Raw genomic sequence first — 26,226 nt, forward strand, 5'->3', positions numbered from 1 at the left:
TCGATCCCTTCTTGTCAGTTACCTCTCCAAACCGAAAGGATCGTCGACCGAATGCGCCGGCTGGGTAAACCAGCGGGCGCCGGTTTCTGTGATGACCATATGGTCCTCGAGGCGCACGCCGAATTCGCCGTAGATGCAAATGGTCGGCTCGTTCGAGAAGGTCATGCCGGGTTTTAGCACGGTCGTGTCGCCTTTCACGAGATAGGGCCATTCGTGCACATCGAGGCCGATGCCGTGGCCGGTGCGGTGCGGCAGGCCGGGCGTGGCGTAGCCAGGACCGAAGCCGGCGCCGTTGATGACGCCGCGCGCGGCGATGTCGATATCCTCGCAGCGGTTGCCGGGCTTGGCGGCGGCGAAGCCTGCGGCCTGCGCCTCCTTCTCCAGATTCCAGACGTCGCGCTGGCGCTTGGTCGGTTCGCCGAACACGTAGGAGCGCGTGATGTCGGAGAGATAGCCATCGACCGGCGCGCCGGTGTCGATCAGGATCATGTCCCCTTCCTTCAGCATTTGCAGATAGGGAACGCCGTGCGGATAGGCGGTCGCCTCGCCGAACAGCACCGCGTTGAACGGCGGGTCGCCTTCGGAACCTAGCTTGCGATGCGCGGCAGTGAGGAACGCCTGCACCTCTGTCGTCGAGATGCCTTCGCGCATGATGCGAGCAGCCAGTCTGTGGGCTTCCAGCGTAATGTTCTTGGCCGTCTGCATCAGCGCGAGTTCGTGCTCGGACTTGATCATGCGGCAACCAGCGGTGACGTCAATCGAGTTGATGAAGGTGTAGGCGTTGCCGGCGCGGCGCAACCCGTCGAAGGTGAAGAACGGCGTCGCCTCATCGACCGCTATGGTGCCGGAGGGATAGCCGAGGGCGCGCACGGTCTCGGTGACGGTGGCGGTCGGGTCCTCGTCCTCCTCCCAGACTGCGATCTTTTCGCCAAAGGACGTCATGGTCTTGAGTTTCTCGACCTCGAAGGCCGGCGAGATATAGACGATCTCGCCCTTAGCCGGCAGCACCGCGCTGTGCATGCGCTCGGTGCGGCGGAATTTCAGACCGGTGAAATAGGTCATACTGGAGGAGACGTCGAGATAGAGCGCGTCGATGCCCTTCTCGCGCATGATCGTCTGGGCGCGAGCGATGCGCTGCAGGCGTTCCTCGACGCCGATCGGCGGCACATCGCCGCGCATGTTCTTGATCGCGGCGAGTTCCTTTTCCGCGGTCGAACCGCCCACACCAACCGTCATTAGTCGTCCCTTTCAATTGTCAGCGCCGGAACCGGCGCTGTATCAGAATGTTTGCCGTCGCGGTCAACGTCAGCGTTGCGGTCATCAGGACGAACGCCACGGACGCGCCGAACGGCCAGTTGTTGAGCTGGAACTGTCCGTACACCAGCGGCCCCATCATCTTGAATTTGGGGCCGCCGAGCAGCACCGGGGTTGCATAGGCATTCATGCCGAGGATGAAGGTCAGGATGGTGCCGGCGAGGATGCCCGGCAGCGACAGCGGCAGCAGCACGCGGCGAAACATCGTCGCTGGCCCGGCGCCGAGACTGAAGGCGGCCTCCTCGACATTGCGGTTGATGCCCTCGATCACGCTTTGCAATGTCAGCACCATGTAAGGCAGATTGACGGCGATAATGCCGGCGATGACGGCGCCCTCGGTGAACATGATCTGCAGCGGCTGGGTGATGACACCGATTTGCATCAGGGTGACGTTGAGAAAGCCCTTGGAGCCGAACAGCGTCATCCAGCCGGCCGCGCGCACCGCATTGCCGACGAACAGCGGCAGCACCACCAGCATGATCAGCACGTTCTTGTACCGCGACTGGGTGCGCGCCAGCACATAGGCGAGCGGCAGACCCATGGCGAGACAGATGACGGTGCAAAGCGCCGCCACCCGCAACGTCGTCGCCAGCACGCCGGTGTAATAGGGATCGGAGAAGAACTTGACGTAATTGTCGAACGAGAACGTATCGATCATGATGCGCCGCGCGTCGACCTTGTCGAAGCTGTAGCGGAACAGGATCGCCAGCGGCAGCAGCAGACCGGCGACCACGAACACCGTCGCCGGCCCGACCAGCGTCGAAGCCGACAGCAACGACGTCGGCCTCTCGTCGGACTGGAACTGCGCTGTAGCGGTCGCGGCCATCGGTTGCTCGCCAGTGCCGGCTCAACCCTTCAGCTCCTTGTCCCACCATTCCTTGAGCGCGACGTCGTTCTTGTTGAGATAGTTGTAGTCGAGATCGACGAGCTGCTTGATCTCGTCGGGGGTGAAGCCGATGCGCCTGTTGAGATCGGGCGCGACCACGGCGTTGGTGACCGTGGGATTGTAACCCATGTCGATGGCGAAGGCCTCCTGCGCGCTCTTGTCCAGCATGGCGTCGAGGTAGGCGTAGGCGCCTTCCTTGTTGGGCGAGTTTTTCGGGATGACGAAGCCCGAGACATAGGCCAGCGCGCCTTCGGTGGGGGTCATCGACGTCACTGAAATACCCGCGTTCTGCCATTGCACGACGCGGGCTTTCCACATCACGCCTAGGCCGAATTCCTCCGCCTTCAGCCCTTGCGCAAACGCCTCATTGGTCGGATAGATCCGCATGCCGGCCTTCTTGCACTCCAGCAGCAGTTTCTTGCCGGGTTCGAGATCATCGACCTTGCCGCCGGCGGCGAGCGCGGCGCAGACGAGCGTGTACTGGTACTGGATGTCGATGATGCCGACCTTGTTGCCGTGCTTGGGATCGAACACGTCCTTGTAACTGACCGGCGGCGTTGTGACGATCTTCGGATTGTAGACGCCGACCTTGCCCGAATAGATGTGGCCGACGCCGTAGGGATATTTCATCGCCGGCAGCAGATTGCCGGCGTTCTTGAGCTTGCCGTAGTCGATCGGCAGCACGCTGCCGGCGTCATGCATCTGGAACATGTTGATGGCCGAAAGACCCTGCACATCCGTCGTGCCGCGCGGCAGCCGCATCTCGGCCAGCATCTTGGAGCGCCGTTCGGGGTCACCGGCCTGGTCCTGCACCACCTCCCAGCCGTCCTTGATCAAGAGCGGCGCCTCGATGTTCTTGTTCAGGAGGCGTGCGTAATCGCCGCCCCAGGTACCAACGACGATGCGGCCCTTGGCTTGCGCGGATGCCATGCGCGGCAGGCTGGCAGCGCCGGCCAGGGCTGCGGCACCAAGCAGGACTTCACGGCGGGATTTCGATCTGGTCATGGCGGATGCCTCCGGTATGGGTTGGCAGATATTACGATTGAAATACGCGGCCTGTCGATTTGCTCCAGCCGATATGGACCTGCTCTCCGATCACCGGCAGCGGCTGTTCGGGTCGGTTCTGGATCTGCACGATGACGCGTTCCCTGGGCGACAGGCGGACGTGCAGATCCACCTGCGATCCCAGATACGAGATGAACTCGACCGCGCCCGGAAAGCTGTTGTCCATTGCGGGCGCCGCCGCCGACATCAGCGCCAGCCGTTCCGGGCGCAGCGCCAGCGAGGCATCGCCGGTGCCGCTTCCCTCGCAGGCGACGACGAGACCTCCGGCCGAGACGAAACGCCCCGGGCCATCCATCCGGCCGTCGATGAAGGTGGAGCGGCCGACGAAATCGGCGACGAATTTTTCCGAAGGACGTTCGTAGAGATCCTGCTGCGTCCCGATCTGGCGGATACGGCCCTCGCTCATGACGACGAGGCGGTCGGCCATGGTGAGCGCCTCCTCCTGATCGTGGGTCACCATCACGGTGGTGAGGCCGAGCTTGCGCTGCAGTTCGCGGATTTCAACGCGCACGTCCTGGCGCAGCTTGGCGTCGAGATTGGACAAGGGCTCGTCGAGCAGCAGCACGTCGGGCCGGAACACCAGCGCCCGGGCCAACGCCACGCGCTGCTGCTGGCCGCCGGACAATTGCCGCGGCAACCGGTCGCTGAGATGATCGAGCCGCACCAGGCGCAAGGCCTCCGTGATCTTCGGCGCCATCTCCGCCTTCGGCATCTTGCGCATCTCGAGGCCGAACGCGATGTTCTCGGCCACCGTCATGTGTGGAAACAGCGCATAGCTCTGGAACACGAGACCGGTGTTGCGCTTCCATGGCGGAAGCCCGGTGATATCGCGATCGCCCAGGCGTACGCTGCCGGATGTCGGCTCGATGAAGCCGGCCACGATGCGCAAGGTCGTGGTCTTGCCGCAGCCGGAGGGGCCGAGCAGGACAAGGAACTCGCCATCGGCAATGTCGAGCGAAACGTCATCGGCGGCCTTGAACTCGCCATAGCGCTTGGTGATGCCGGTTAATTGCAGATGCGCCATGATCAGACCACGCGGCCGATCCTGACGAAGCGATCGGTCAGCAGCATCGCCCCGCCGATAAACAGGACCTGCAGAACCGATACCGCCGCGATGGTCGGGTCGATCTTCCATTCGAGATATTGCAGGATCGCGATCGGCAGCGTGGTGCGGCCAGGACCGACCAGGAATAAACTCATTTCCAGATTGCCGAACGAGGCGATGAAGCCGAACAGAGCGGCGGCGACGATGCCCGGCAAGATCGCGGGCAACGTAACGCGCCGGAACGTGGTCAGGCGATCCGCGCCTAGACTTTGCGCGGCTTCCTCGACGGCGCGATCCATCCCGACGAGGCTCGCGGTGATCAGCCGCACCGTCCAGGGGATCGTGATCAGGACGTGGCCGGCGACCAGACCGCCGAGCGAGCCGAGGATCGGCCAGCCGGTCGCGATCTCGGTTTCGACATGGAAGACATAGAGCGCGATGCCGAGCACGATGCCCGGCACGATCAGCGGCAGCAGCAGCAGGTTGTTCACGGCTTCACGCCCGGCAAAGCGCCGGCGCACCAGGCAAACCGCGGCGGGAACGCCGATCGCAAGACCGATCGACGTCGAGACCAAGGCGACCTGCAGGCTGAGCAGAAACCCGTTGACGAACCTGTCATTGCCGGGAACAGCACGAAACCATTTCAGCGAATAGCCTTCCGGAGGGAATGACGGAATCTCCTGTGCGAAGAACGCCAGCCAGATCACGAAGAACATCGGCAGCAGGATATATGCAAGCGATACGCCAGCCGCCGCCCCGAGCGCCATCCGGCCGACAACGCGTGATGAAGCCCATCGGGGTACGACGGTCAAGATCGCCTCTCCAAGATCGCCCTCTCGATGAGCGCTTGCAATCAACCGGTTGGTCAATTCAGCCGAATGTTCAATTCAGCCGGTTTTTATGCAAGATCCCTGCCTTCATGATCAGGGAGAGATGTTTGCCTTGATCGCCGAGCAGCGCCAGATCTTTCAGCGGATTGCCGTCGACCAGGATGGCGTCCGAGAAGGCACCTGCCTGCAATGTGCCCACTTTGCCCGGCATGCGCAGCACATCGGCGCCGATCGTGGTCGCTGAACGAATGATCTCGATCGGCGAGACCACCTCCTGGCGAATCGTGAACTCCTTGGACTGGTCCCAGTGCAGCTCGCCCAAGAGGTCACTGCCATAGGCGACCGGAATGTTGTGGCGCTGGCAGATCTCCAGCGACTTCAACCCGCCTTGCAGCACGATTTCGTTCTTGGCGAGGCTTTCGCCGATCATGCCGAACTGTTTGGCGCGGTCCTTCATGGCGTAATAAGTGACGAGGTTGGCGACCAGGAACATGCCCTTTTCGGCCATCAGCTTGGCCGACGCGTCATCGATCAGATTGCCATGCTCGATGGTGCGGACGCCGAGGCGGGCGGCACGGGTGATGGATTCGGCCGAATAAGCATGGGCGCAGACGTAGCGGCCGAACGCGGTCGCCTCCTCCACCGCCGCGCTGACTTCGCCATCGGAGAATTGCAGGCTGTCGAGCGGATCATAGGGTGACGCGACGCCGCCGGACATCATGATCTTCACGTGGTCGGCGCCCTGGCGCATCTGCTCGCGCGCGACTTTTCGGACTTCGTCGTCGCCGTCGGCAATCGCTGATTTGAATTGCAGGCCGTTGCAGCAGACGCACTCGCCGCCCGGATTGGTGCGCCGGCGCGAATCCGAATGGCCGCCGGTCGGGCCGATCGACTGGCCGGCGATATAAAGCCGCGGACCGGTGATATGACCGGTCTCGATCGCGGTCTTGATGCCCCAGTCGGCGCCGCCGGTGTCGCGCACGGTCGTAAAACCGCGGTCGAGCATGGCGCGCAGCCGCGTCGCCGCGCGCGCGGTGACCAGCGTCAGCGGCAGCATCTCCATGAAGCGGACATTGACCTCGCTGTGGATGGCGTGCACGTGGCAGTCGATCAGCCCCGGCATCAAGGTGCGCTTGCCACAATCGATGACATCGGCCTCATCAGCCTTGATCGGCCTGTTGCTGAGTTCCTTGATGGTGTCGCCCTCGACGAGCAACTGATAGCCGCCGCGGAGTTCGCCGAACGAAGGCTCCAGCAGTTCGAAATTCCTGAACAGGATTTGTTGGGGCATCTGAACTCACTGCAGCCTGTTCTTGTGGAAGCGCCCGGCCTTCATGATGACCGAAAGGTGCTGGCCCTGGCCCGCGAGCAGCTTCAGGTCTTTGAGCGGATCGCCGTCGACGACGAGCAGGTCGGCAAAGGCACCGGCCTTCAGGCAGCCGAGCTTTCCTTCCATGCGGGTGACCTTCGCGCCGATCGTGGTGGCGGAGCGGATGATCTCGGCCGGCGACAGCACTTCCGCACGCAGCGAAAACTCCTCCGATTGGGCCACCTGCAGCTCGCCGAGCAGGTCGGTACCGTAGGCCACCGGGACGCCGTGACGCTTGCAGATTTCCAGCGATTTCAGGGCGCCGTCGATCACGAGATCGTTCTTGGCCAGCATGTCGGAATTCATGCCGAATTCGGCGGCATGCTTCTTCATCTCGAAATAGGTGACGAGATTGGCGACCAGGAACATGCCCTTTTCGGCCATCAGTTTTGCCGACGCATCGTCGATCAGGTTGCCGTGCTCGATGGTGCGCACGCCGGCATGCGCCGCCCGCGTGATCGCTTCCGGCGTATAGGCGTGCGCGCAGACATAGCGACCGAAGGCATGCGCCTCCTGCACGGCGGCCTCGACCTCGACGACCGAGAATTGCAGGCTGTCGAGCGGGTCATAGGGCGAGGCGACGCCGCCGGACATCATAATCTTGACCTGGTCGCAGCCCTGGCGCATTTCCTCGCGCACCGCGCGGCGGACTTCAGTGATACCGTCCGCGACGCCCATCGAGAACGACATCGCGTTGCAGCAGTGACAGCGCGAGCCGAAATCGGTGCGGCGGCGGGGATCGCTATGGCCGCCGGTGGGGCCAATCGCGCGGCCGGCGATGAACAGCCGCGGCCCGGGTATCAGCCCCTTCTCCGTCGCCTCCTTCAGGCCCCAGTCGGCGCCGCCGGTGTCGCGCACGGTGGTGAAGCCGCGGTCGAGCATCTTATGCATCAGCCTGGCGGCGCGCGCTGTCATCAGCGTCAGCGGTACGCTTTCCATGTTGCGGATCACGACCTCGGACAGCACCGCATGGACATGGCTGTCGATCAGGCCGGGCATCAGCGTGCGCCCACCGCAGTCGATCACATCAGCGTTTTCGAGCCTGATCGGTTTGGCCGAGACTTCCCGGATCGTATCGCCTTCGACCACCAGCTCATGGCCGCCGCGTAATTCCCCCGCATCCGGGTCGAGCATTTCGAAATTCTTGAAATGGAAGACATCCATGGCCTGGTTTCCAATCGCTCGAGCCTTGATCAAAATGTCTTATGCTAATTTGCCGGCGTCAATGGATAAGCCGCGTACTGACCTAAAATGGACTTTGCCGCGGGCAATCCTCGTTTCCGGCGGATCGGACTGGCCGGATTAACTGCTTCTCGTATCCTGGAGGAGTTTGAACGCTATCCCGAGGCTCCTCCGCGTCCCTACCCAAGCTAACCGGCAAGGTTTTATGCCAAACTTTTTCAGTTAGCAGGCCGACTCCTTTTGTGTAATTTCCTTATCAATCCGCCAACCGACCCTATTGCCGTTCGACGCCGAAGCGCCGACGCGAACAAGAGGCCTTTCGAAGGCCAGCAGCCAGGAAGACGCCATTTGGTAACCCCTCTTGCCAGCCTTTCTCAGGTGTAACGAAAGCTTCCTGGGGATTAGTCACAGATGCGAGCAAGCTGCGCATATTGCAGGTTCAGGCTGTGCTAGATTGTCATCCCGACTTTGAGCAAAGTAATCGGGGGCACAGATGCGAGGGGAAGCGGGATGGGCGGTAGGCTTATCTGTGGCATTTCTTCTAGGTGGCTGCGGACTTTACACGCCGCTCAAAAGTGAGATTCGGAGCGACGTCCCAGTTCCCGCTCAAAATGGAAGGAGTAGCTATACAGAGCAAGGCCGCTACGAAAACCAAATTGTCGTGCATGTTATGTGTGAGCTGGCCTACGGATTACTTGCTGCTCGACGCGCCTTTTCCGATCTGCATTGGCTCGATGATTGGGGAACAGCCGTCACTTTGACAATTACGGCCCAGGACCAAGGTGCAATTAACCCCGGGGTGTCCTTCACTCCTTCACAAACTTTCTCAATTGGATTGAGCGCGTCTGCTGCCGCAACGGCCACAAGGACGGAAACGATTCAGTATACCTATCTAAATGCGGATCTAATCAACTCCGCTAGTGAGAAGGAGTGCGGCGATGAATTTGGCCGCGGACCGCAGATTGAAGGGGATCTGAAAATTCGAGAATTCTTATTCGATAAGGCGCTTATCGCGCGAACCGGTAACACCTCGCAGTACAGCAAGCTATCAGGGGGCTTTAACAAGGGTAAGTTCAAGCGGCCCGACTTACCGTGGCAATGGCCAGTCTACAATACGTTCACCGAACAGATTACCTTTCTCGCTACATATGGTGGCAACGTCAATCCAACTTGGAAACTCGCTCGTTTCACTGGAAACACAACTCCCTTCCTGATCGGCGCTCAACGAAACTACACAAACGACCTTATCATCACATTGGGTCCGGTCAGACCGCCAACCGAATATAGCGCCGCTGCTTTGGATAATTCCGCCCAGGCACAGCATAACGCCCGCGTATCAGCCTCAGCAATTGCAACGTCTCTCGGCCGATGATTGGTCACTTATTGATGGAGATTAATATGCTTCGATTCTTGGCCATCTTAGCCTTTCTCACGCTCCCCTTCTCGGCTTTTGCTCAATCATCGTCGAGTCCTCCGACACCGACTTTCTCACCAATCCAGCAAAGCGTTCCCGCTAAAGATGCCATGTCCAGGATCAAGAACTCCACACTCAGTGGTGAATGCCGTTATAAGCCAAAAGACGCCCCTTGCGGCTGCGGCTCTGACAACTTGTGTGTCGGGGTTTGTGATGGATTTGTTTGCAAGATCTTGAAATAGACCCACCTCGCCGTCGGTCGAGGGCCTACGACAGCGTTTAGCGCACAAGCTCAAGGTCAGCTGCCGCTACAACCCGCATACAGCAGAGTTTCTGAGGCATGCCGTTCTGGACCGATGGAAAGCAACGCGACATTTTGATCATAGGCCAAAGATATAGCGCGGAGATCCAGTTCTGCACATTAGGCCCACTGACTGGTACGGACACCTACCTGGCTAACTGATAAGCTTTGCGACCAAACCCTATCAGTCAGCGAACTGACTCCATTTTTGCCAGTTACTATCGGTCGCCAGGAGCCTACTCCTTTCGGACCAGATCCGAATAGCCCCGGGCCCCGGCCCCCAACCCGAATTTTCGCATTGCGATAGGTCTTGCGAGAGTCAAAAATTTCCTTCTACTATAAGGCGAACATCAATGTGCAACCATTTGCCGTTATGTTATTCGCTTTTCAGTAGACTTCCTGCTGGGGGCCCCCTTGAGCAAGAAGACAAGGACACCTTCAATCCGTCGCAGCCGAGAAGACATCTCCAAGATCGCAGCTTTTGCAAACTGGTGCATTTGGGGAGTGACGGCGGGCATCGCCCTTGTGTTCGCAGGAGTAACCCTGAAGAGATATCCCATTCGTCCCTGCACTCTCGAGCACAAATCCCGAGTACCTCCAATCCATCCTACTAAGCCTATACATCGCCTGTTGGGCAGCCGGGACGACCATCGATACGAAGGCTCAAAGCTCGGTCTACCTGATTGATCCATCTGGCGGACGGGTTCGGTTTGGGTCGGTTGTCTCCGTAGTGGCTCTTTCTCTTGTCTCGCTCGCCGTATTATTGACGAGAAAGAATGAACTCTATTTCTCACTAGCATTGGCTGCCTTTACGAGCATAGACATCCTGGCTTGGCTTTATTTGCGTCTTCGATTCCTGCCCCCAATCATAAAGGCTACCCGAGAAAAGTATCGCACCGGACCTAACTACGATTACTTCGGAGAGATACTCCTCGATATCGTGACCGCCCAGATTATCGGAAACTGGAAGTGGTGGCGCCAATTGGCCCTATCAGCGATCGTCCTTTTGATGATCATCGTTGCTGCATCGCCTCATGCGAAGAATACAATCTCCTCATTGGTCGATGTTAATGTTCCGGGCATCCTGCCAGGAACAACAGAGCCATTGCTCCCTGATGTTTTTGCTACTTGTTTTTATTGCTGTATCAGAGTTCTGGCATTTTGCCTTTCGCCTCAAAACGGCGGTATCGATAAGTGTTCTCAATGCACTCGAGACAAATTTTTCCATTGAACCGCTAGTAAGACCCAGGCTCCCAGAGCCGGTTCCGGAAATCTGAACGGGACGATAAGTGGAGTTTCTGCCTGACGGCGGGCACGATAGGCCCGCGAATCAGGAGAGACCATGAGCAGACGAGCCCGCCGGAATCACTCAGCGGCCTTCAAGGCGAAGGTGGCGCTGGCAGCCATCAAGGGCGACCGGACGATAGCCCAACTGGCTGAGCATTTCGACGTTCACCCCAATCAGATTACGGCGTGGAAATCGCAGCTTGAGGGCAATGCTTCGGAGGGTTTTCGGACCTGGGGGCGGGCCGCCGGCAGCACCTGCAGTCGATGTGAAGTCGCTGCATGCCAAGATCGGGGAGCTGACGCTGGAGAACGATTTTTTAGAAGGAGCGCTCACCAAGGCGGGATTGCTGAGCGCAAAGCGATGATCGACCGTGGACATGATCTGTCGATCACCAAGCAGGCGGAAGTTTTGAAGATCAGCCGCGGCAGTGTTTATTATCTGCCGCGTCCGGTGTTGTCCGCCGACCTCGCGATCATGCGGCATCTGGATCGGCTGCACCTGGAGTATCCGACCAATCAGTTGCGACGGGCAGTTCACGAAGAACATTTGGCGGGAGAGGTTGCGTACCTGCAAAAGGAAGCGAGGGAAGCAAAGGCGATGGGCGTTGACCCAACTCCTTCCGAAGAACGCAGAGACAGCCTCCGAGATTTTTCTGGAGACGTGTCGAAACTTCTAGTTGTCCGTGGGTACTCACCTAAAGGAATGCCGCCAATTCCAGACATGCTGAAAGAGATCGGCGAAAGAAACACCTACGCCATCTATGCATTGTTATGCCAGACAGCCCATGGAGGACACTATAGCACCTGGATATTCAGGGCCGGAGGCGTCGGAACACAGAAGATCAGAGGCGAGTTCATCACCGATAAAAAGTGGGATGTACCTTTGGCTATCGCTCGTTTCGCCTTCAAGGGCCCAGGCTTGCTGACTCTTGAGCGCCTTGGTCTCGAAACTTCTGGCTTGCGGATACTGATTGATCCTTAGTCGCCTTTGCCGATAGTTTTGCCTCTTGATTCAAACACGCTTTGCTCAGCGACAGAAGTCCGCTGGTGGATCTGTAGTCATGAACTATGCGCTGGCCAAGGAACTCGACGATGCTGGATTTCCTTACATTTCACGCATTGGGCGACCTAAGACGGCGATCTCTATATTCCAGCATCCCGATTTGCCGGATATTCCGATCCCAACGCTCGAGGAGCTGTGCGGCGCGTTAGGCGACAAGCTTCAAGCCATCGTTAGGCGGCGTTCAGGTTATTGGGTCGCAACGCACACTTCTAGTAGCCTAGAAGGCGACGGTCACGATCCCTACGAAGCCTTGGCTCGTCTGTGGTTGCTGACTAAAGACGAATGATACTGGCAACGAAGGCACGATTTCGCCCACCCAAACCTGTCAAATTTCTCAACTGACTCCATTTGTATGATTTACTTATCAGTCGACGAACCGACTCCGTCTCAGACCTCGGGTGGACGATCCGAACCCTCGTCTGGGCCGCTCGATCGCTTCTGCCGGTAAGCAGACCAAGCCCAAAGGATAGCGCACCCGAGTACAATCGCGCTCCTGCGACCACTAAGATGGCACCCAGGATAGCCATTGAGGTCTCCCTTTGGTTTCTATCCTAGCTTCGTCGTCTGAGCGCGCAACAGTGAGCCAACGTCCGTCATGGCACCTAGCTGACTTCACGGTCTTGGCGAATGTCCGCTTTGCGCCGGCAGCCAGAAACGGGCATTCGAGCCGGTCAGGTTTTGACCCTAAGTGAACTTCGCCATAGGCCGCCTCGGCGCCGCTCGCATCTCGCGCTGTCGTTCGGAAGGAAGGGGGAAGCAATCGGAGCGCCAAGACTGCACCGGCAGCGTGACGCTCGGTCGATGGTGAATACGACCGCGGCATAGTGCTTGCTGCAGTGAGGAGGCTGAAGAGAAGGCCGAATATGCCAGTACTGATACTTTGGGCCGTACCAACCCTGATCGTTGTCGGTGGTGTCGGCTAATATTTGGTTCGTACCATTCACTAGATCGGTTGCAGGATAAAAAGAAAGCCCGAGCCGCGATGCAGGCCCGGGCTTTTTTGCTAGTCTTCCTGTTCCAGCACGGTCTGGAATATACCTAGAGAGGACACTGCTCAGTGCTCCGTCGAGCCTCGCCCACATCACTCGGCGCGACTCAGGTCGTGAATGACTGGCCGAAGGTCGCTTGCGGTTAGCTCCAAAGTAGCCAGTGTGATAGGCAGCTTGAAACGCCGTGGCCCGGCGCTTCCAGGATTTAGATAGAGCACACCGTCAATCGTTTGGATCCGCGGACGATGCGAGTGGCCGGAAACCACCACGTCAATTCCGCAAACTGCTGGATCGATCTGCAGTTGCTGAAGGTCATGCAAGACATAGAAAGACCGCTCGCCAAGCCGTACCACCTGAGTGTCGGGATAACGTTTCGCCAAGTCGCCGGTATCGATGTTTCCCCTGATCACAGTGACAGGCGCAATCCGACGGAGTCTGACGAGAACGTCCGCGCAACCAATATCGCCAGCGTGGATGATATGCGCCACCCCGGCAAGCCCTTGCTCAGCCTCAGGCCGCAGGAGCCCATGGGTATCCGAGATGATTCCAATCTTCAGCACTACGCAGTATCCCTCGATGCGCGGCCCGGCAAACCACTGCCGAAAGAATTGTAGTAAAGTGAAAAGGTAAAGCCACCTGACCTCACAAAACGTTCAGGCGCCACTTGCGACGCCTTAGGCGCTACGCCCTCATCGCTCGGACGGCTCGCGGTGCATCCGAATCGGGCCCGCCGATCCTTCGCGGAGAGATTTCGCGGCAAACGAAGTGGGGCCTCGCTCAAGCGCGTCCGTCCGCGGCACTCTTCAGGGCCGTACCTGGAGCAATTGCTTCAGCCGTGGAAAGTTCGATTATCAGCAGTCGTTGGCGCGCCCGTGTCGCCGCCACGTATCTCTCCAGCCTGCTCGGATGATCGTCCGATTGGTCAATGATCATGGCAACGGCTTTGAATTCCAGGCCCTTAATGCGACGGATCGAACCGAGACGTACGCCAGGTTCGGCCTTGCCGGGATCAACGCGCCGCGCCTCAAGCTCAAGGAAGCCGATCCCTTTGGCGGCCAGTGCCGATTTCACCGCGTCGCGTACCGGCGCGACGCAGATTTCGTGGGATCCCAACTCCTCTTTTTCGATCAGCTCCGACGCCCAGTCGGTGATCAAGCTGGCTGCTTGTTCGATGCTGGTCGCCCTGCGGGCGCTGGGTTCGGGCCCCTTGAAGACCGAGCGGTCGCCCGTCGTGTCGGCCTTGCCACCGTCCAGATCATCGATGTCCATGCCCGCGAGCAGCGACTGCGCCCAGACCCGAATCTGCGCACTCGTGCGATAATTAATCTTAAGGCGACGCGACCGACCCACGACATTGATGCCAGCACGCGACAGCGGGATCGGAATTCTCCGATTGATCCTCTGGTGTCCGTCCCCGACCATGAACAGAGGGTTGTTCGCCGTCCCACCCTGCGGGCTCAATGCCGCAATCAAGCGCAGGCCTTCGAGGCCGAAGTCCTGCAGCTCGTCGACGAGGACGTGCCGATACTTTGGAAGTCCTGCGTTCTCGCCTCGGGCGTTCTCGACGATCATGCGGGCCTGGTGAATCGTCCCCTCGAAGGTCAGGAGTCCCTTCTTCTGAAGCCGGCGGTTGAAATCCAGAAAGTTCGGCCACAGCTTCCGACGCTGCTGCCGGGATAGCTTTGGGCGTCCGGTCCTGACGACGGTGAGGTACTCCTCTTCGGTGTCGATCCCCATTGCGTCGACGACGCTCTCGTATTCATCCTTGACGAACTGCCGGTCGAACTCGCCCGCCTCCGAAGCCGGCGGCAGCGTCGCGTCCCAAATTTCAGCGAGTTCCTGGTCATCCGCAATCCGTCCACGCCATTCTGACCGTAGGCATATGGTCCGCGCAAGCTGATGCAGATTGGTGACTTCAATGCGCTTGGCGGCGTCCGGCGAAAGCTGTGCGATCAGATGCTCGATCGTTACTGAAAGGTTCGTCGTGAATGTGGTGACGAGAATCTTGTCCTTCGGATCGGTCAGTCGCTTCGCAAGATAGACAGCGCGATGCATGAGTGCGACCGTCTTTCCCGTGCCCGCGGCTCCGTTGATTTTGATCGGGCCGGCCGCGTTCCATTCGACAATCTTGCGCTGATACGGATGGAGGAAGACACGCCACATTTCGATGTCTTCAGCAAGGATAGCGCGCAGCTCCTCTTCCCCTTCGATCAACACAAGATTGAAATTCCCGACCTGATCGAGCTTGGAGAAATCGCCCGGACTCTTGGGGCGCGCCGCTCCGGCATTCAGGGTTCCCAGCGTCTCCCTCAGCGCCTCGTCGAGCGACCGCCCGGCTGCGACCCAGAACAAGACCTGCTGCGCTTCCTCAGGAAGATAGGGCGCGACTTCTTCAAAGGCGGCGTCAGTGCGAATGGCACGCACCGCTGGGATGAGTGGCCGGGGGACGCCGGCATGAAATAGATCGTCGTCTGTCAATTCATCCAATGGGTAGCTTCGGCTGTCGTCTGCCAAGGCACGATTGCCGTCTCCGCTGCGCTCAGCTGCCTCCTCGACTTCCGCCACATCGAAGACCTGAAGCATCCCCAGGGAGCCGTGGGCTTCGAAGCGCTTATTGGCACACCACCGATAAGCCTCGTCGTGGTGATCGACATGCATCAGCAGGAAGGTATCGCCCCGTTCCGGCGCGATGACGATGGCGCGCCAGTCGTCGCCAAGTCGCGCGCTTCGCACCTTGTCGTCGAGCGCCTGTTCGATCTTCTCGAGATGAATGCTGCGCTGGGTACTGTCCTCCTGGAACTTCCGAATCAGTTCGCTGACTTTCTTCTGGACCTTGGCTGGAAGGCGGCCAAAACCGGTCAGTACATCACGGTGCAACATCAGCGACGCCATCAGACCTTCTCCTCGGCACGAACCAGCAGACCCGCCAACCAGCGCGTGCCTTTTCCATGGACCTCGTCAAGCGCAACGACGCGCCAGCCGCCATCCTCCCATTGCTTCCTGAAGTGCATCTGGTCGCCAACCAGCAAACAGCTGCGATGGCCGGCGAGCGGCCATGCCATTTCGGCGAAGCAATTATCCGGCGCGCCTTCGAGGTAATGCTCGACTTCGGGCACGGGGACGCCATCGATTGCCATTTTTTTTGCCAGGGCGACCAGCGAGGGAAGCAACGCGGCCAAGACGTCTTCCCATTCCGAGGGGACCCCATCGGTGGCGGTGAATTCTAGGTCGGGTGCCGAGCCGAGAGCAACCTCGGACGTCGTGAAGGATCGGCAATTGCCGGAAAACTGCAGCAAGTTGCCGAGCCCGAGCCATCGTCCCCACCGCTCCAGATAAAGCGCCGACGCGCGCTCCTCAGCGGTGTCGCCAAGCCGCAGCCGGGCAATGACCTTGTGAGAGCTGCTCGCGAGAACGTCGCCCTGGTTGGCCACTACGAGGAAATCGTCTCCTTCGGCCAACACGGTCGTGTGCAGCAGATCGCCCATCCAGCCTTCGTCTGTACCCTTTGGGATGTCCGAACCGGCACGCCAGCGGTCGTGTAGGTCGAGCAGATCGGACGGAGTGGCGCCTTTTGCCCCCCTGTTGGCCAGCACCTGCAGCGGGATGAGACCCGCCTCGTTGGCGAGGCGCTGCCATCCGGCCGGATTGGGAGACCGTAAAAAGGCGACGAGCTGAACAAATCCGTTGCCGAGCGCTTCCGCGACCGGCGGATAGGCCAGACCCGTCCTTCCAAGAGCCTGCATCTTCCGTTCGAGGGTCGCATGGATCCTTGGATGCAGTAGGTTCAGCGCGGCTTGCGGCCCTTCCAACAGATCCTGCCATGTGATGCTCCACACCCGGTAGGTGCCGCTTTCAAGCACTGACCGGCGCTTGACCGCATCGTCGGCCAGACGGCTCGTCGGCTGGCCTGGATGGGCATGAAACTCGAAGCCGTCAGTGAAGACCGCGATGGGGTGAATGTCAGCATCATCAGGCGTCAGCATGAAGTCGGGCTGGCATGCTGCCATAACTCCCTGGGCCTGTGCCAATCTGGGCTGCAGCTGGACCTCCCAGAATCGAGAATCCTTTCCGAGGCGGAATCGGAATCCCGTGGTGCCCTTCACCAAGGCCTTGTGCCATTCACCATGACTCTCGGTAACGGCCGCTTCCAGGCGTTCGACGAAACGCTTTTCCAGCACACTGCCAAACAGGGAAGTGGCATCGAGATCATCCAGTGCCTCGACCACGATTCGCTTTTTGCCGGCCTCAATCATTGTTGCCAGCAGTTTGATGCCGCGTTCTCGGCTGATCTCTTCGGATTGATGTTGCAAACGGTAGGCCCGAATGCAGCGATAACAGCCGTCGGTGTCATCCTCATCTGGTCCGATGTGGCGGCAGGAGCATGACTGCAGTGCGTCGAGCGCTAGGCTCAGCACGGTCATGATGCCTTGACCCGGAATTTCACCAGCGTGCTTCGGCTCGAACAGTGATTTCAGAAAGCCCGTCCCTCCCGGCACGGCATCCATGATCACAAGGTAATGGCGCCTGATATCCTGCTTGTGGTCCGGCAAAATCTGCGGTTCGATAAGCAGGTGGCCGGGGTTTCCGCTGAAATGAAGACGCAGGCCGAGGAACAGGCAAGCTCGCAGCGTCTGGATATCTTCCGATTCGACGTCGGGCGGCAGCAGCACGCGAATCGCCTCGGATTTGAGTTCGCGGTAGAGATAGACCCGCTGCCATTTATATCCATTCTGGGTCCGCCCTTCGCGGAAAGCCTTGTCGGTGCGCTTGCGGCCGGCACAGCTGCGTCGATGCTCGACCTTGTCCTTGGTAACATCGCTGTCGGCGGCCACGCCGCAATCCTGACACACCGGGAAACCGAGCTCCGGCACCTTCTGCTCCACGCCGAAATGAAATCCCTGCGAGGTCTCGGCAAGTCCGGTATTGACCTGGCGCAGGATCATCGAGCTGCGGAATTCCAGTCCGAACGGCTCGTCCTCCGTGCCCACGGCTCCCTTGTAACCACCGGCCGTCTGATCGAAGCTGTAGACCAGCCGATAATAGCGCTGATCGCGCTCTTCGGCCCGATCCCCGGACAGACTGTCGTAGTATTCCATGTAGGAAATAGCACCGGATCGGGAGAAATCGAGGAACGTCTTACGTTGCGCTCGGTCCAGTTGCGATTGCTGCTGCTTGTCGTAGCCGCATTGCGGGCAGGCCGGCTTGGCCTCGGGCTTCTCCATGTCCTCGACCAGCCGCATGTGACCGCACTTCCCGCAAACTCCCCATTCCTGCGTCAGCGGCTGCGACTGATTGCCAAGCGAGAGCTGCTGGATCTCGAATTGATGCCCGTGTGTATAGAAGATGTTTCGGGGCGCCAGCTCCCGAATGGCGACAGCGGCTGCTCGGGTGATGTCGATGGAGATCGTGGCGTCTTCTTCGCCCTGGTGCTCATTATGGACAGCACCGGTCAGTCGTACGCCGCGTTCCGGGAAAGCATAATTCGGCAGCAAACCTTGTTCAGTGAGCACCTCCAACGCCGACGTGCGGTTTAGCGCAAGCGTCCGCGCCTTGAGGATGCGCAATTCGCGCTCGATCTCGCGGAGCCCGGCCTGATCATCGGCTCCCGCCAACTCCTTCTTCTGGTCGGTCAGGCGCCGGCGCGCCGTTTCGATACTCCTGAGCTGATCGCCGAACTCGGACGCGGCGCCACGGATCCGTTGATGTAGCCGCATCGTTTCTGCCTCCACCCGAAAGCGTTGGCGAGTGTCCAGCCTGACTACTTCGGGACCAAACCGCGCGAGGAATCCATCCTGTAGGGCGGCTTCCTTCATCACCATCCATGCCAGGAGGTCGATGATCGGACCGCTATCCGTCTGAAGCTGCTCGTCGAGCTGTTTTCCACTGGAAGGAAGCTGGGAGATGACCCGATCCTTGACCGCGCTGTCGAAGCAGTAGGCGAGATACTGGCGAACCAGCATGGCGCTGGCGTCGAGCCAGCAGCCGGGCGGCTCGATCTTGCCAGCCAGCATCTCCTCCGGCCGGGCGAAGAAGAATAGGTCATGCGGTCGCTGGTTGACCACCGAAACCACCAGCGCGGTGCCGGTGCTTCGTCCCGCCCGGCCGATGCGCTGAAGATAGCTCGCGGTGGTCGGCGGAACCGAGCACAGCATCGTAGTCGAGAGGTCGCCGATATCGATGCCCATTTCTAGGGTCGAGGTGGCCGTGATGACATTGGGATCGTCCGCATGGAGTCCTCCGTTGAACCGCCGTTCCAGATCCTCCCGTTCATCGGTGGTCAGCAGCCCGGTGTGTTCCTGGGCGAACACTCGACGCAACGCGCCCTTGCGATAGCGTTGCCGGTAATAGGTCTGACGATCGGTGAAGGGCGCCTCGGCGTAGTGTCCGCGTCGCGAGCCATAGGCCAAACTGGATGCCCCCATCCATATTTCGGCCTCGCGCGTCGGCCGCAACATGAAGTGACCGCTGTGGTCGCAGACCAGTGGACGGCCGTCGGCCTGAAGCCGTGCAGCGTTCGGCGAGATCGCAAAGTAATCCTTGTCGCCATCGCGATGCAGTAGTTCTAGGAGACCGGCGTCCACCCCCTCCTTCAGAAACGCGCGGGTCAGGTCCGCGATCGCGGCATCGGAAACGCCGTGCAGCCGCAGGTCGCCCCGGCCGAGGGCGCGTCGCGCCCACACGATATTCCAGGGATCCTGGGCACCGGTCCGGGTGACCGTCAGCATATGGTCGTGTCTGGGGTTGCTGCCCGTAGCGATCAGCCGCGGTGTGTATCGCCCGTGTGGCGGGTAGACCTCTCGCCCTTCGACAATCTTCTTTCTCGATCTCTTGCCCCACAGTCCGGAGCGGACATATGCCTTGACGAAGGTATGGGCGAAGCCTCCCCGCGTGCGCTGCCGATGCAGAATACCGAGGATCCACAGCCGCAGCTGATCGCCGTCGACGCCTTCGAAGGCGGTGTCGATGCCAGGTAGTCGCACCACGAGGCGGCCCGCGATTGCGTCGATGACGTCAAGGTCCCACGAGACGCACGAACTGCCGTTCAATTCCAGAGTGCGACCGTGGGTGAGCATCAAGCCGAACTCGCTGATCGCCTCCCACGTCAGGCGGTCGGCAATCTCGCTGCGGAGCGGCTCGGGGATGGGCGTTGCCTTGCCGGCATTCTCGCGAAACGCCAGATAGGGACCATATTCATGCAGGTCCGGCGGCATCAGGGTTGCCAGCGCCTCCAGCGGCACGCCCGGCCGTCCGGGCGCTTTTACCGACCAATAGGCAAGCAGACGGTCGCCAACCTCAGTCAGCGGCACACCAGCGGAGCCGGCATCATCGATGATGCGCTGAAGCGCGGTGCGGAATGTGAAGTGATAGGTACGCGCCGAGAAAAAGCCAGCCCGGTGGCTGGCATCCTGCACACTGTCGGTAAAGGCCAGCAGCTTTGGATCGCTGTTGAGAACCGACCCGAACATTTCGTCGATCGCAACGCTGGAAACCGTCGCCGCGCGGCTGCCAATGAACATCAGGGTGCCCCGCATCTCGCAATGTGGGCACCGAACCTGGCCAACGACCTTGCCGTTGTCCTGCCGGCGGGTTTCGCGGCTAACCTTGACCCGAAACGTTCTCGCTTCCGTCAGTGGACAATTGCCCGGCCCCTCGCGAACCACCAGACTGTCCGGTGCCAAATACCAATGGGTTGTCGGCAGCGGCAGCTGATCGGGCCCCGACGAACCCTCGTCATCGGTCTGCCACGGACTCAGCACGACCATGTTCGGCGACTGAGAAGAACCTTCGAACCCCCAACCCTGATAAATCCGGCTGGCGTCGTCGAGCAACTGAAAGCCATTCACGCCCTTGGCGCGGATCTGATTATCCATGTCCGGATTGGAGAGGCCGACCCAGACCGATTCGCCGCACTCCGAGCAGTGGGCGACTGGCAGGATCGGACTGCCGACCCGCTTCTCGTCGATCCAGCCGAACTTCGGCGCATCCTGGACGTAGCGTCCAAGTCGGCGCAGCTCCCGCACCCAAATCTGAACATGGGTCGGGACCTTCGGGAGCGCCCGCCCGCTGCGCAGATCGCGCGCCTGGGCAACCAGAGCGAAGAAGGCGGCAACAACCTGGCTGCGGGATTCATGGTCGCCGACCGCCCTCAGAACGTAGAACCGCGCCGACAGCTCCTCGATCAGTGCGTCCCAGGTCAACACTGGCGCAACCGTAATCTCGAGCAGCGCTTTGAACAGTTCTCGACGTCGAAGCCAGTCGCCGACGGCGAGCCCCCAGTATTTTTCCGGCGCCGGCCGGTGAATCCTGCAATCGAACCAGGGATTGCCAGCCATGAGCGGAAATTCGGGTGCACCCCAGAGCGGGGCAACCCGCTGCGCAAACGCAGCCGCGGTCTCGTCGTCGCGCGGCGTACAGTCCGCCGCCGACGGAAACGTCTCCGGCGCCTCCGGTTCAGGTACGACCATCGCGGCGATGTCGAGACGATTGTTGTCCTCGTTGATGATCATCGCCGGCGTGAAGGATTCCTGGAATAGGATGCCGGCGAAATCAGCCAGCCGCTGGAGGGGATCCATCTCCTCCTCCTCAAGACCGCCGGCGATGGTAGCGCTGGTGCCGACGCAGCAGAGCCCACCTTCCGGCACGTCCAGTCGGGCCTTGATGCGGCGAACCAGACAGGCGACGTCGGCGCCCTGTGCCCCGTCATAGGTGTGCAGCTCGTCGAGCACCAGGAAGCGCAATCGGCCGGGCTCATTGAAACGCCAGATGCGCTGATCCTTCGGACGCAGCAGCAGATAGTCCAACATCTTGTAGTTGGTCAGCAGGATGTCCGGCGGATCCTCCTGCATGGCGTCATGGTCGGTGATGTGAAAGCAAGCATCGCCCTCAGCTCGCATCGCCTTGATCGCGGTTGAGTCCTCCCCGCCGCTTTCGCCGGACCCGCTGCGCCCGGTATAGAGCCCGATCCTAACCAGCGCTTTGCGATCGTTTCCAGTGCCGATGTGCAACTCTGGCCGCGAAAAAGCTTCGTTAGCGAATCGTCCGGCCTGGTCGGCCGCCAGCGCATTCATCGGGTAGAGGATGATGGCCTTGACGCCCTTCTCACCCCGCTTGACCGAACGAAGGCAGTGGTCGAGCAGGGGGAACAGGAAGCACTCGGTCTTGCCTGAGCCGGTGCCTGTCGTGACGATCGTGCTTTCCGGATCGTGTCCCTTGGAGGACAGGCGCTTCCACGCCTGCCACTGATGGCGGAAAGGATGGAAATCAGGCCGGATATCGAAGTGCTCCGCCGGATCATAGCTTTCGTGCGCTGGCCGGTATGGGCGCCGTAGCTGCACCCACGGCCCTTTGAACAACCCGTTTTCGGGGTCATTGATGAAGGCGCTGAGTGCGGTCTCCTCGTCGCGGCGTCGGAAATTGAAGGTGGCTTCCAGATAGTGTCGGATCTGGCGCTTGACGTCCTGCGCGAGCGTGGCGGGGAGCATAGGGCCGGCCTCTCTCAGTGGGCGTTGAAGCGGGCAGTGAAGCTTGCCCAGGCACGGCGGTAGTCTTCCTCCCGATGGACCTTTGTAAAGGGCGGATGGAAGGTCTTGGTGACGGTGGCAAGGCCGTTGTCAACTTTCCAGGATATGGTGAGCGGGCTCGTTCCATCATGCGTTTTTCGGGCGTCGCGCAACTCCTTCGCCCCCGGGTCCTTCCGCACGGTATTGGGGAGACGCCGGCCCGTGGCGTCATATTCATCGGCATTTTCATATTGACGCATTACCGCGAATTGAACTCGATAGATTACCAGCAGTTCGTCGAGCGTAAGATCGAACGCCTGCGCTACCAGCACGTCGACCTCCAGCAGGGCCTGTCGTCGGGCGAAATCACTCCGCAAGGCGCAGCGACGCTCCCAAAACGCGGGAAGATCCGACCAAGCTAGTTCGTGGTCGTAGACCAAGCGCGAATCTTCACAAGTCCAGCCATCGTGTCGCATATCGACGGCGAAGTTGCGTTCCCAAAGTGGTGAGTAGTGATCGGTCACCGAAACAAGCCGAAGCATTCGTGCCGCTAGTGGCCCAGCATACACCCCTGCAACAATAGGGAAGTGCTGCAACAGCTCTTCATTAACGTGCTGCTTTCCCATTCGTCACGTGGATGTTGTTTCCGACGAGGCCTCAAACCATTCGAACAGCGCAGATTATTGGTGCGGCAAATTACTTTATCCATCTTCCAAAAACACGCCGCGCGAGTCTTGTTCAAGCGAATCCTTACTTTGCGCAGGCCGCGTTTGCAAAAACCCTACTAAAGTTTCCTTTGGGAGACACGTTCAGTATGGAGTTTGAATCTGCGTTCAATGAACTCGCCAACATAAGCGAGTTGATCGAATTCTTCATGATCTGCCCGATTGAGCAAAAGCCTTCCTTGCTGAAGGCACTACATTTCATTGAGCAGGGAGGTTTTGTACCAGATGACGTTATTGAGAGCGACCGGGACGCGTACATACGATCTCGTTCTACATTGAAGGTCAGCTGGGTGAACTACGCAATATCAGGACCGTTCGTTTGGTCCGCGATGCAATCCAAATACGAATTCATCACCCGCCTCTCCCCGGATCTCAAATCGACGATCAATAGAGTCGAGCAGTTTTTGGCAAAGAAAAGCAAAGTCATGGAATTCTTCGAGTTAGCTCGCTTTTGTCAAACAAGACTGATTTCTCGCTTGGACAAGAGGAGCCGATCTCGTTTCCGATTTCTCAAATTCCCGCCCAATGTGGCCCAAGTTGACGTCGAGCTCCTGGAGCTTGATTCTGCACAAACCGCCATTCTAAAACGGTACAGACCTCCAAAGCTGATCGACTAAGTAGGCCGACAAACTACTGGCCTAGACCAGCAAACCTCCGGCTTATTACTCTTCTTCAGTCAAATGACTAGTTTCGGGCCTTCGAAATCGGCCGTGCATTGTGTGCAGGCTCAGCCCAGGAGACTCATTTGCCAGTTTTGAAGAAGACCGCTTTGATTGAAGATCTGTCCGACGGACAGTTCTTTCAACGATATGCTTTCACGCGAGAGGATAAGGGCGAGGGAACTGTGGAGTTACGCCCCGCCGAAGCCGACAAATGGAGGTCGCTCCGTGACCAACTGCGCAACAGAAACGCTCATCCATCCCTGCTGAGCAAATCGACCGTCGAAGCGGCGGCCGCATCGGCTCCAGAAACACGGTTTACTTATGCGGCCGCGACAGGTTGGCGCCCCGGCCTCAAAACCTTTGTGCTGGCAGATCGGGTCATTGGAGCCAACACAAAGAACATCTGCGGCCTACATCGCACGCAAGTACCAACCCGAGCGAAGCAGACGGGACATAGAGGACATCGACTGCGCTGATGTGCTGTCAATCTATCTGACGGACATCGGCGAGCCTGGTGAACAACAGGAGATTGAGCCTCGGATTGAACGTCTGAACGAGTACTGGGGCGGCAAAATGCTCGCGCAGGTCAACGCGCAGTCCTGCGCGGGATATGCCAAACATCGTGGTAGCAGAGGCGGCGCACGCCGCGATCTTGAAACGTTACGCGCCGCGATCAATCACCACGCGAAGGAAGGCTTCCACCGCGGCGTGGTACGCGTATCGCTACCTGCCAAGGGTGAGGCGCGCGATCGGTGGCTGACTCGCAGAGAGGCTGCCGCGTTGCTTTGGCACTGCTGGCGGCACCGTGAGAAGCAGACAATACACTCGGGGACGTCAAAGGGCGCACCAGTCGCCACGAGCCGCAGACCTCTGCGCCATATCGCTCGGTTTATTTTGATCGGCCTGTACACGGGCACTCGGGCCGGCGCGATAGCGACGGCGTCGCCGTATGCCGTCTCAGGCCGGTCTTACGTGGATCTGGAACGCGGCATCTTCTATCGGAAGGCCATTGGCAAGCGCACAACAAAGAAACGGCAGACGCCGGCGCCGATACCGCCCCGGCTGCTCGCCCACCTTCGGCGCTGGTGGAACCGTAAGCTGATCGCGGAGTGCTTCGTCGAATTCAACGGCAGGCCGGTCGCCTCGGTGAAGAAGGGCTTCAAGACGGCCGTGGGGCTTGCCGGCCTGCCGGGGAAGGTGACGCCCCACACGCTACGCCATACCGCCGCCACGTGGCTCATGCAGCGCGGGGTGCCGATCTGGGAGGCGGCAGGGTTCCTAGGCATGTCGCCGGAGGTCCTGCAGGATACCTATGGGCACCACCACCCCGACTTTCTGCAAGGGGCGGCAACGGCCATTGGCCGAAAAGGCCGGTACGTTTCGGTGGTTGAAACGGTGGTTGACTCGGGAAGGACCAGCGATCAGAAGGAAAAACCTAATGATTTCTGGTCGGAGTGGCAGGATTCGAACCTGCGACCCCTGCGTCCCGAACGCAGTGCTCTACCGGGCTGAGCCACACTCCGACTTGGAAGGCGGCTTATAGCCTTGGGTTTCGGCGACCGCAAGCAGCCGGATTAAGGAAATTAATCACAGTGAATGTTGGCCAGAAAACCCGGATTTTGCACGCCAGCGACGCCGCCGTGGCGGCGGCTGCGCGTATTCTGGCGGAAGGCGGGCTGGTCGCATTCCCGACCGAGACCGTCTATGGCCTCGGCGCCGATGCCACCAACCCGGCCGCGATCGCCCACCTCTACCAGGCCAAGGGCCGGCCGGCCTTCAATCCCCTGATCGCCCATGTCGGCGAACTCGCCGCCGCGCGCGGAATCGCGCGTTTTGACGCCGCTGCGATCGCGCTGGCCGAGGCATTCTGGCCGGGCCCGCTGACGCTGGTGCTGCCGAAAACGCAAGGCTGCGCGGTCGCCGACCTCGCCACCGCAGGCCTCGATACCGTCGCGATCCGGATTCCGGCCCACCCGGTGGCGCGCGACATCCTGCGTGTGTTCGGCGGCCCGGTGGTCGCGCCATCGGCAAACATCTCGGGCCATGTCTCGCCGACCACCGCCGCCCATGTGCAGAGCGACCTTGCGGGGCGGATCGACCTGATCGTCGATGGCGGGCCGGTCGCCGTCGGCGTCGAATCCACGATCGTCGGCTGCTTCGATGCGCCGATGCTGTTGCGCCCCGGCGGCCTGCCGCGCGCGGAGATCGAGCGCGTGCTGGGCCGCGCGCTGGTGCAGCCGCCGGCGGATGCCGACAGCGACCAACCGCTGGCGCCGGGCATGCTGGCGTCCCATTACGCGCCGCGCGCGCGTGTGCGCCTCAACGCGCAGCGGCTGGAGCCCGGCGAAGCATTGCTCGCGTTCGGCCTCGGAGCAATTTCGGGAATTGACGCCGCCCCCGTCGTGATGAATCTGTCGGAGCGCAGCGATCTCGACGAGGCCGCCGCCAACCTGTTCGGCCATCTTCGTGCGCTCGACAGCAAGGGCGTGCGCACCATCGCGGTGATGCCGATTCCGAACGAGGGATTGGGCGAAGCCATCAACGACCGGCTGCGCCGCGCGGCAGTCGGGCGAGAATGAAAGAAAAAGAGAAGA

Annotated in this window: 16 protein-coding genes, 1 tRNA gene and 3 pseudogenes; 7 read left to right on the forward strand and 13 right to left on the reverse strand. The window is 60.1% G+C overall.

Annotated elements, in window-relative coordinates; translation table 11 throughout:
• Positions 1 to 18: 18 nt before the first annotated feature.
• The 7 genes from V1283_RS25790 to V1283_RS25820 form a co-directional block, all read right to left on the reverse strand.
• Complete coding sequence (locus V1283_RS25790) at positions 19 to 1,236, reverse strand: M24 family metallopeptidase (RefSeq protein ID WP_334389340.1); 1,218 nt, start codon at positions 1,234 to 1,236, stop codon at positions 19 to 21.
• Positions 1,237 to 1,255: 19 nt separating this feature from the next.
• Entirely contained in the window at positions 1,256 to 2,140 is an 885-nt protein-coding gene (locus V1283_RS25795; protein ID WP_334389341.1) for an ABC transporter permease, read from the reverse strand.
• A gap of 21 nt (positions 2,141 to 2,161) precedes the next feature.
• Positions 2,162 to 3,205, reverse strand: coding sequence for an ABC transporter substrate-binding protein (locus V1283_RS25800; protein ID WP_334389342.1), 1,044 nt, complete (start codon positions 3,203 to 3,205; stop codon positions 2,162 to 2,164).
• 31 nt (positions 3,206 to 3,236) lie between these two features.
• The gene (locus V1283_RS25805) at positions 3,237 to 4,289 is read right to left on the reverse strand and encodes an ABC transporter ATP-binding protein (protein WP_334389343.1); all 1,053 of its coding nucleotides are present in this window, start codon (positions 4,287 to 4,289) and stop codon (positions 3,237 to 3,239) included.
• Between the two features lie 2 nt (positions 4,290 to 4,291).
• Positions 4,292 to 5,122 carry an ABC transporter permease gene (locus V1283_RS25810; RefSeq protein ID WP_334389344.1) on the reverse strand — a complete coding sequence of 277 codons (831 nt, stop codon included), beginning with the start codon at positions 5,120 to 5,122 and terminating at the stop codon, positions 4,292 to 4,294.
• 70 nt (positions 5,123 to 5,192) lie between these two features.
• On the reverse strand, positions 5,193 to 6,431 hold the full coding sequence (locus V1283_RS25815; RefSeq protein ID WP_334389345.1) for a metal-dependent hydrolase family protein: 1,239 nt from the start codon (positions 6,429 to 6,431) through the stop codon (positions 5,193 to 5,195).
• Between the two features lie 6 nt (positions 6,432 to 6,437).
• Positions 6,438 to 7,673 (reverse strand): metal-dependent hydrolase family protein, encoded by a 1,236-nt coding sequence (locus V1283_RS25820; protein ID WP_334389347.1) that lies wholly within the window; start codon positions 7,671 to 7,673, stop codon positions 6,438 to 6,440.
• Positions 7,674 to 8,184: 511 nt separating this feature from the next.
• Here V1283_RS25820 and V1283_RS25825 point away from each other — a divergent pair.
• From V1283_RS25825 to V1283_RS25835, 3 genes and pseudogenes are all read left to right on the forward strand, one after another.
• Positions 8,185 to 9,063, forward strand: coding sequence for a hypothetical protein (locus tag V1283_RS25825; RefSeq protein WP_334389348.1), 879 nt, complete (start codon positions 8,185 to 8,187; stop codon positions 9,061 to 9,063).
• Between the two features lie 1,685 nt (positions 9,064 to 10,748).
• Positions 10,749 to 11,204, forward strand: a pseudogene (locus V1283_RS25830) (transposase); the annotation flags it as partial.
• A 550-nt stretch (positions 11,205 to 11,754) separates the two neighbouring features.
• Positions 11,755 to 12,042, forward strand: a complete 288-nt coding sequence (locus tag V1283_RS25835; RefSeq protein ID WP_334389350.1) for a hypothetical protein — start codon at positions 11,755 to 11,757, stop codon at positions 12,040 to 12,042.
• Between the two features lie 795 nt (positions 12,043 to 12,837).
• Here the strand turns inward: V1283_RS25835 and V1283_RS25840 are convergent.
• The 5 genes and pseudogenes from V1283_RS25840 to V1283_RS25855 all read right to left on the reverse strand — a co-directional run bounded on the left by V1283_RS25840 (position 12,838) and on the right by V1283_RS25855 (position 22,769).
• Complete coding sequence (locus V1283_RS25840; RefSeq protein ID WP_334389352.1) at positions 12,838 to 13,305, reverse strand: metallophosphoesterase family protein; 468 nt, start codon at positions 13,303 to 13,305, stop codon at positions 12,838 to 12,840.
• Between the two features lie 217 nt (positions 13,306 to 13,522).
• The gene (locus V1283_RS25845; protein ID WP_334389353.1) at positions 13,523 to 15,637 is read right to left on the reverse strand and encodes a UvrD-helicase domain-containing protein; all 2,115 of its coding nucleotides are present in this window, start codon (positions 15,635 to 15,637) and stop codon (positions 13,523 to 13,525) included.
• Positions 15,637 to 21,483, reverse strand: coding sequence for a helicase-related protein (locus V1283_RS25850; protein ID WP_334389354.1), 5,847 nt, complete (start codon positions 21,481 to 21,483; stop codon positions 15,637 to 15,639). The genes V1283_RS25845 and V1283_RS25850 overlap by 1 nt, the downstream gene beginning before the upstream one ends.
• A gap of 273 nt (positions 21,484 to 21,756) precedes the next feature.
• Positions 21,757 to 22,227, reverse strand: a pseudogene (locus V1283_RS44790) (DEAD/DEAH box helicase); the annotation flags it as partial.
• Between the two features lie 14 nt (positions 22,228 to 22,241).
• Positions 22,242 to 22,769 (reverse strand): hypothetical protein, encoded by a 528-nt coding sequence (locus V1283_RS25855; RefSeq protein WP_334389356.1) that lies wholly within the window; start codon positions 22,767 to 22,769, stop codon positions 22,242 to 22,244.
• Positions 22,770 to 22,882: 113 nt separating this feature from the next.
• Between V1283_RS25855 and V1283_RS25860 the strand changes: the two genes are divergently transcribed.
• The 3 genes and pseudogenes from V1283_RS25860 to V1283_RS25870 form a co-directional block, all read left to right on the forward strand.
• Positions 22,883 to 23,587 (forward strand): hypothetical protein, encoded by a 705-nt coding sequence (locus V1283_RS25860; RefSeq protein WP_334389357.1) that lies wholly within the window; start codon positions 22,883 to 22,885, stop codon positions 23,585 to 23,587.
• 128 nt (positions 23,588 to 23,715) lie between these two features.
• On the forward strand, positions 23,716 to 24,108 hold the full coding sequence (locus V1283_RS25865) for a hypothetical protein (protein ID WP_334389359.1): 393 nt from the start codon (positions 23,716 to 23,718) through the stop codon (positions 24,106 to 24,108).
• Positions 24,109 to 24,205: 97 nt separating this feature from the next.
• Positions 24,206 to 24,907 (forward strand): annotated as a pseudogene (locus V1283_RS25870) (tyrosine-type recombinase/integrase); the annotation flags it as partial.
• A gap of 171 nt (positions 24,908 to 25,078) precedes the next feature.
• Here the strand turns inward: V1283_RS25870 and V1283_RS25875 are convergent.
• Positions 25,079 to 25,155: transfer RNA gene (locus tag V1283_RS25875), tRNA-Pro, on the reverse strand.
• Between the two features lie 69 nt (positions 25,156 to 25,224).
• Here V1283_RS25875 and V1283_RS25880 point away from each other — a divergent pair.
• Complete coding sequence (locus tag V1283_RS25880; protein ID WP_334389360.1) at positions 25,225 to 26,211, forward strand: L-threonylcarbamoyladenylate synthase; 987 nt, start codon at positions 25,225 to 25,227, stop codon at positions 26,209 to 26,211.
• Positions 26,212 to 26,226: the final 15 nt, after the last annotated feature.

The organism is Bradyrhizobium sp. AZCC 2262 (genome assembly GCF_036924535.1).
GTDB lineage: Bacteria > Pseudomonadota > Alphaproteobacteria > Rhizobiales > Xanthobacteraceae > Bradyrhizobium.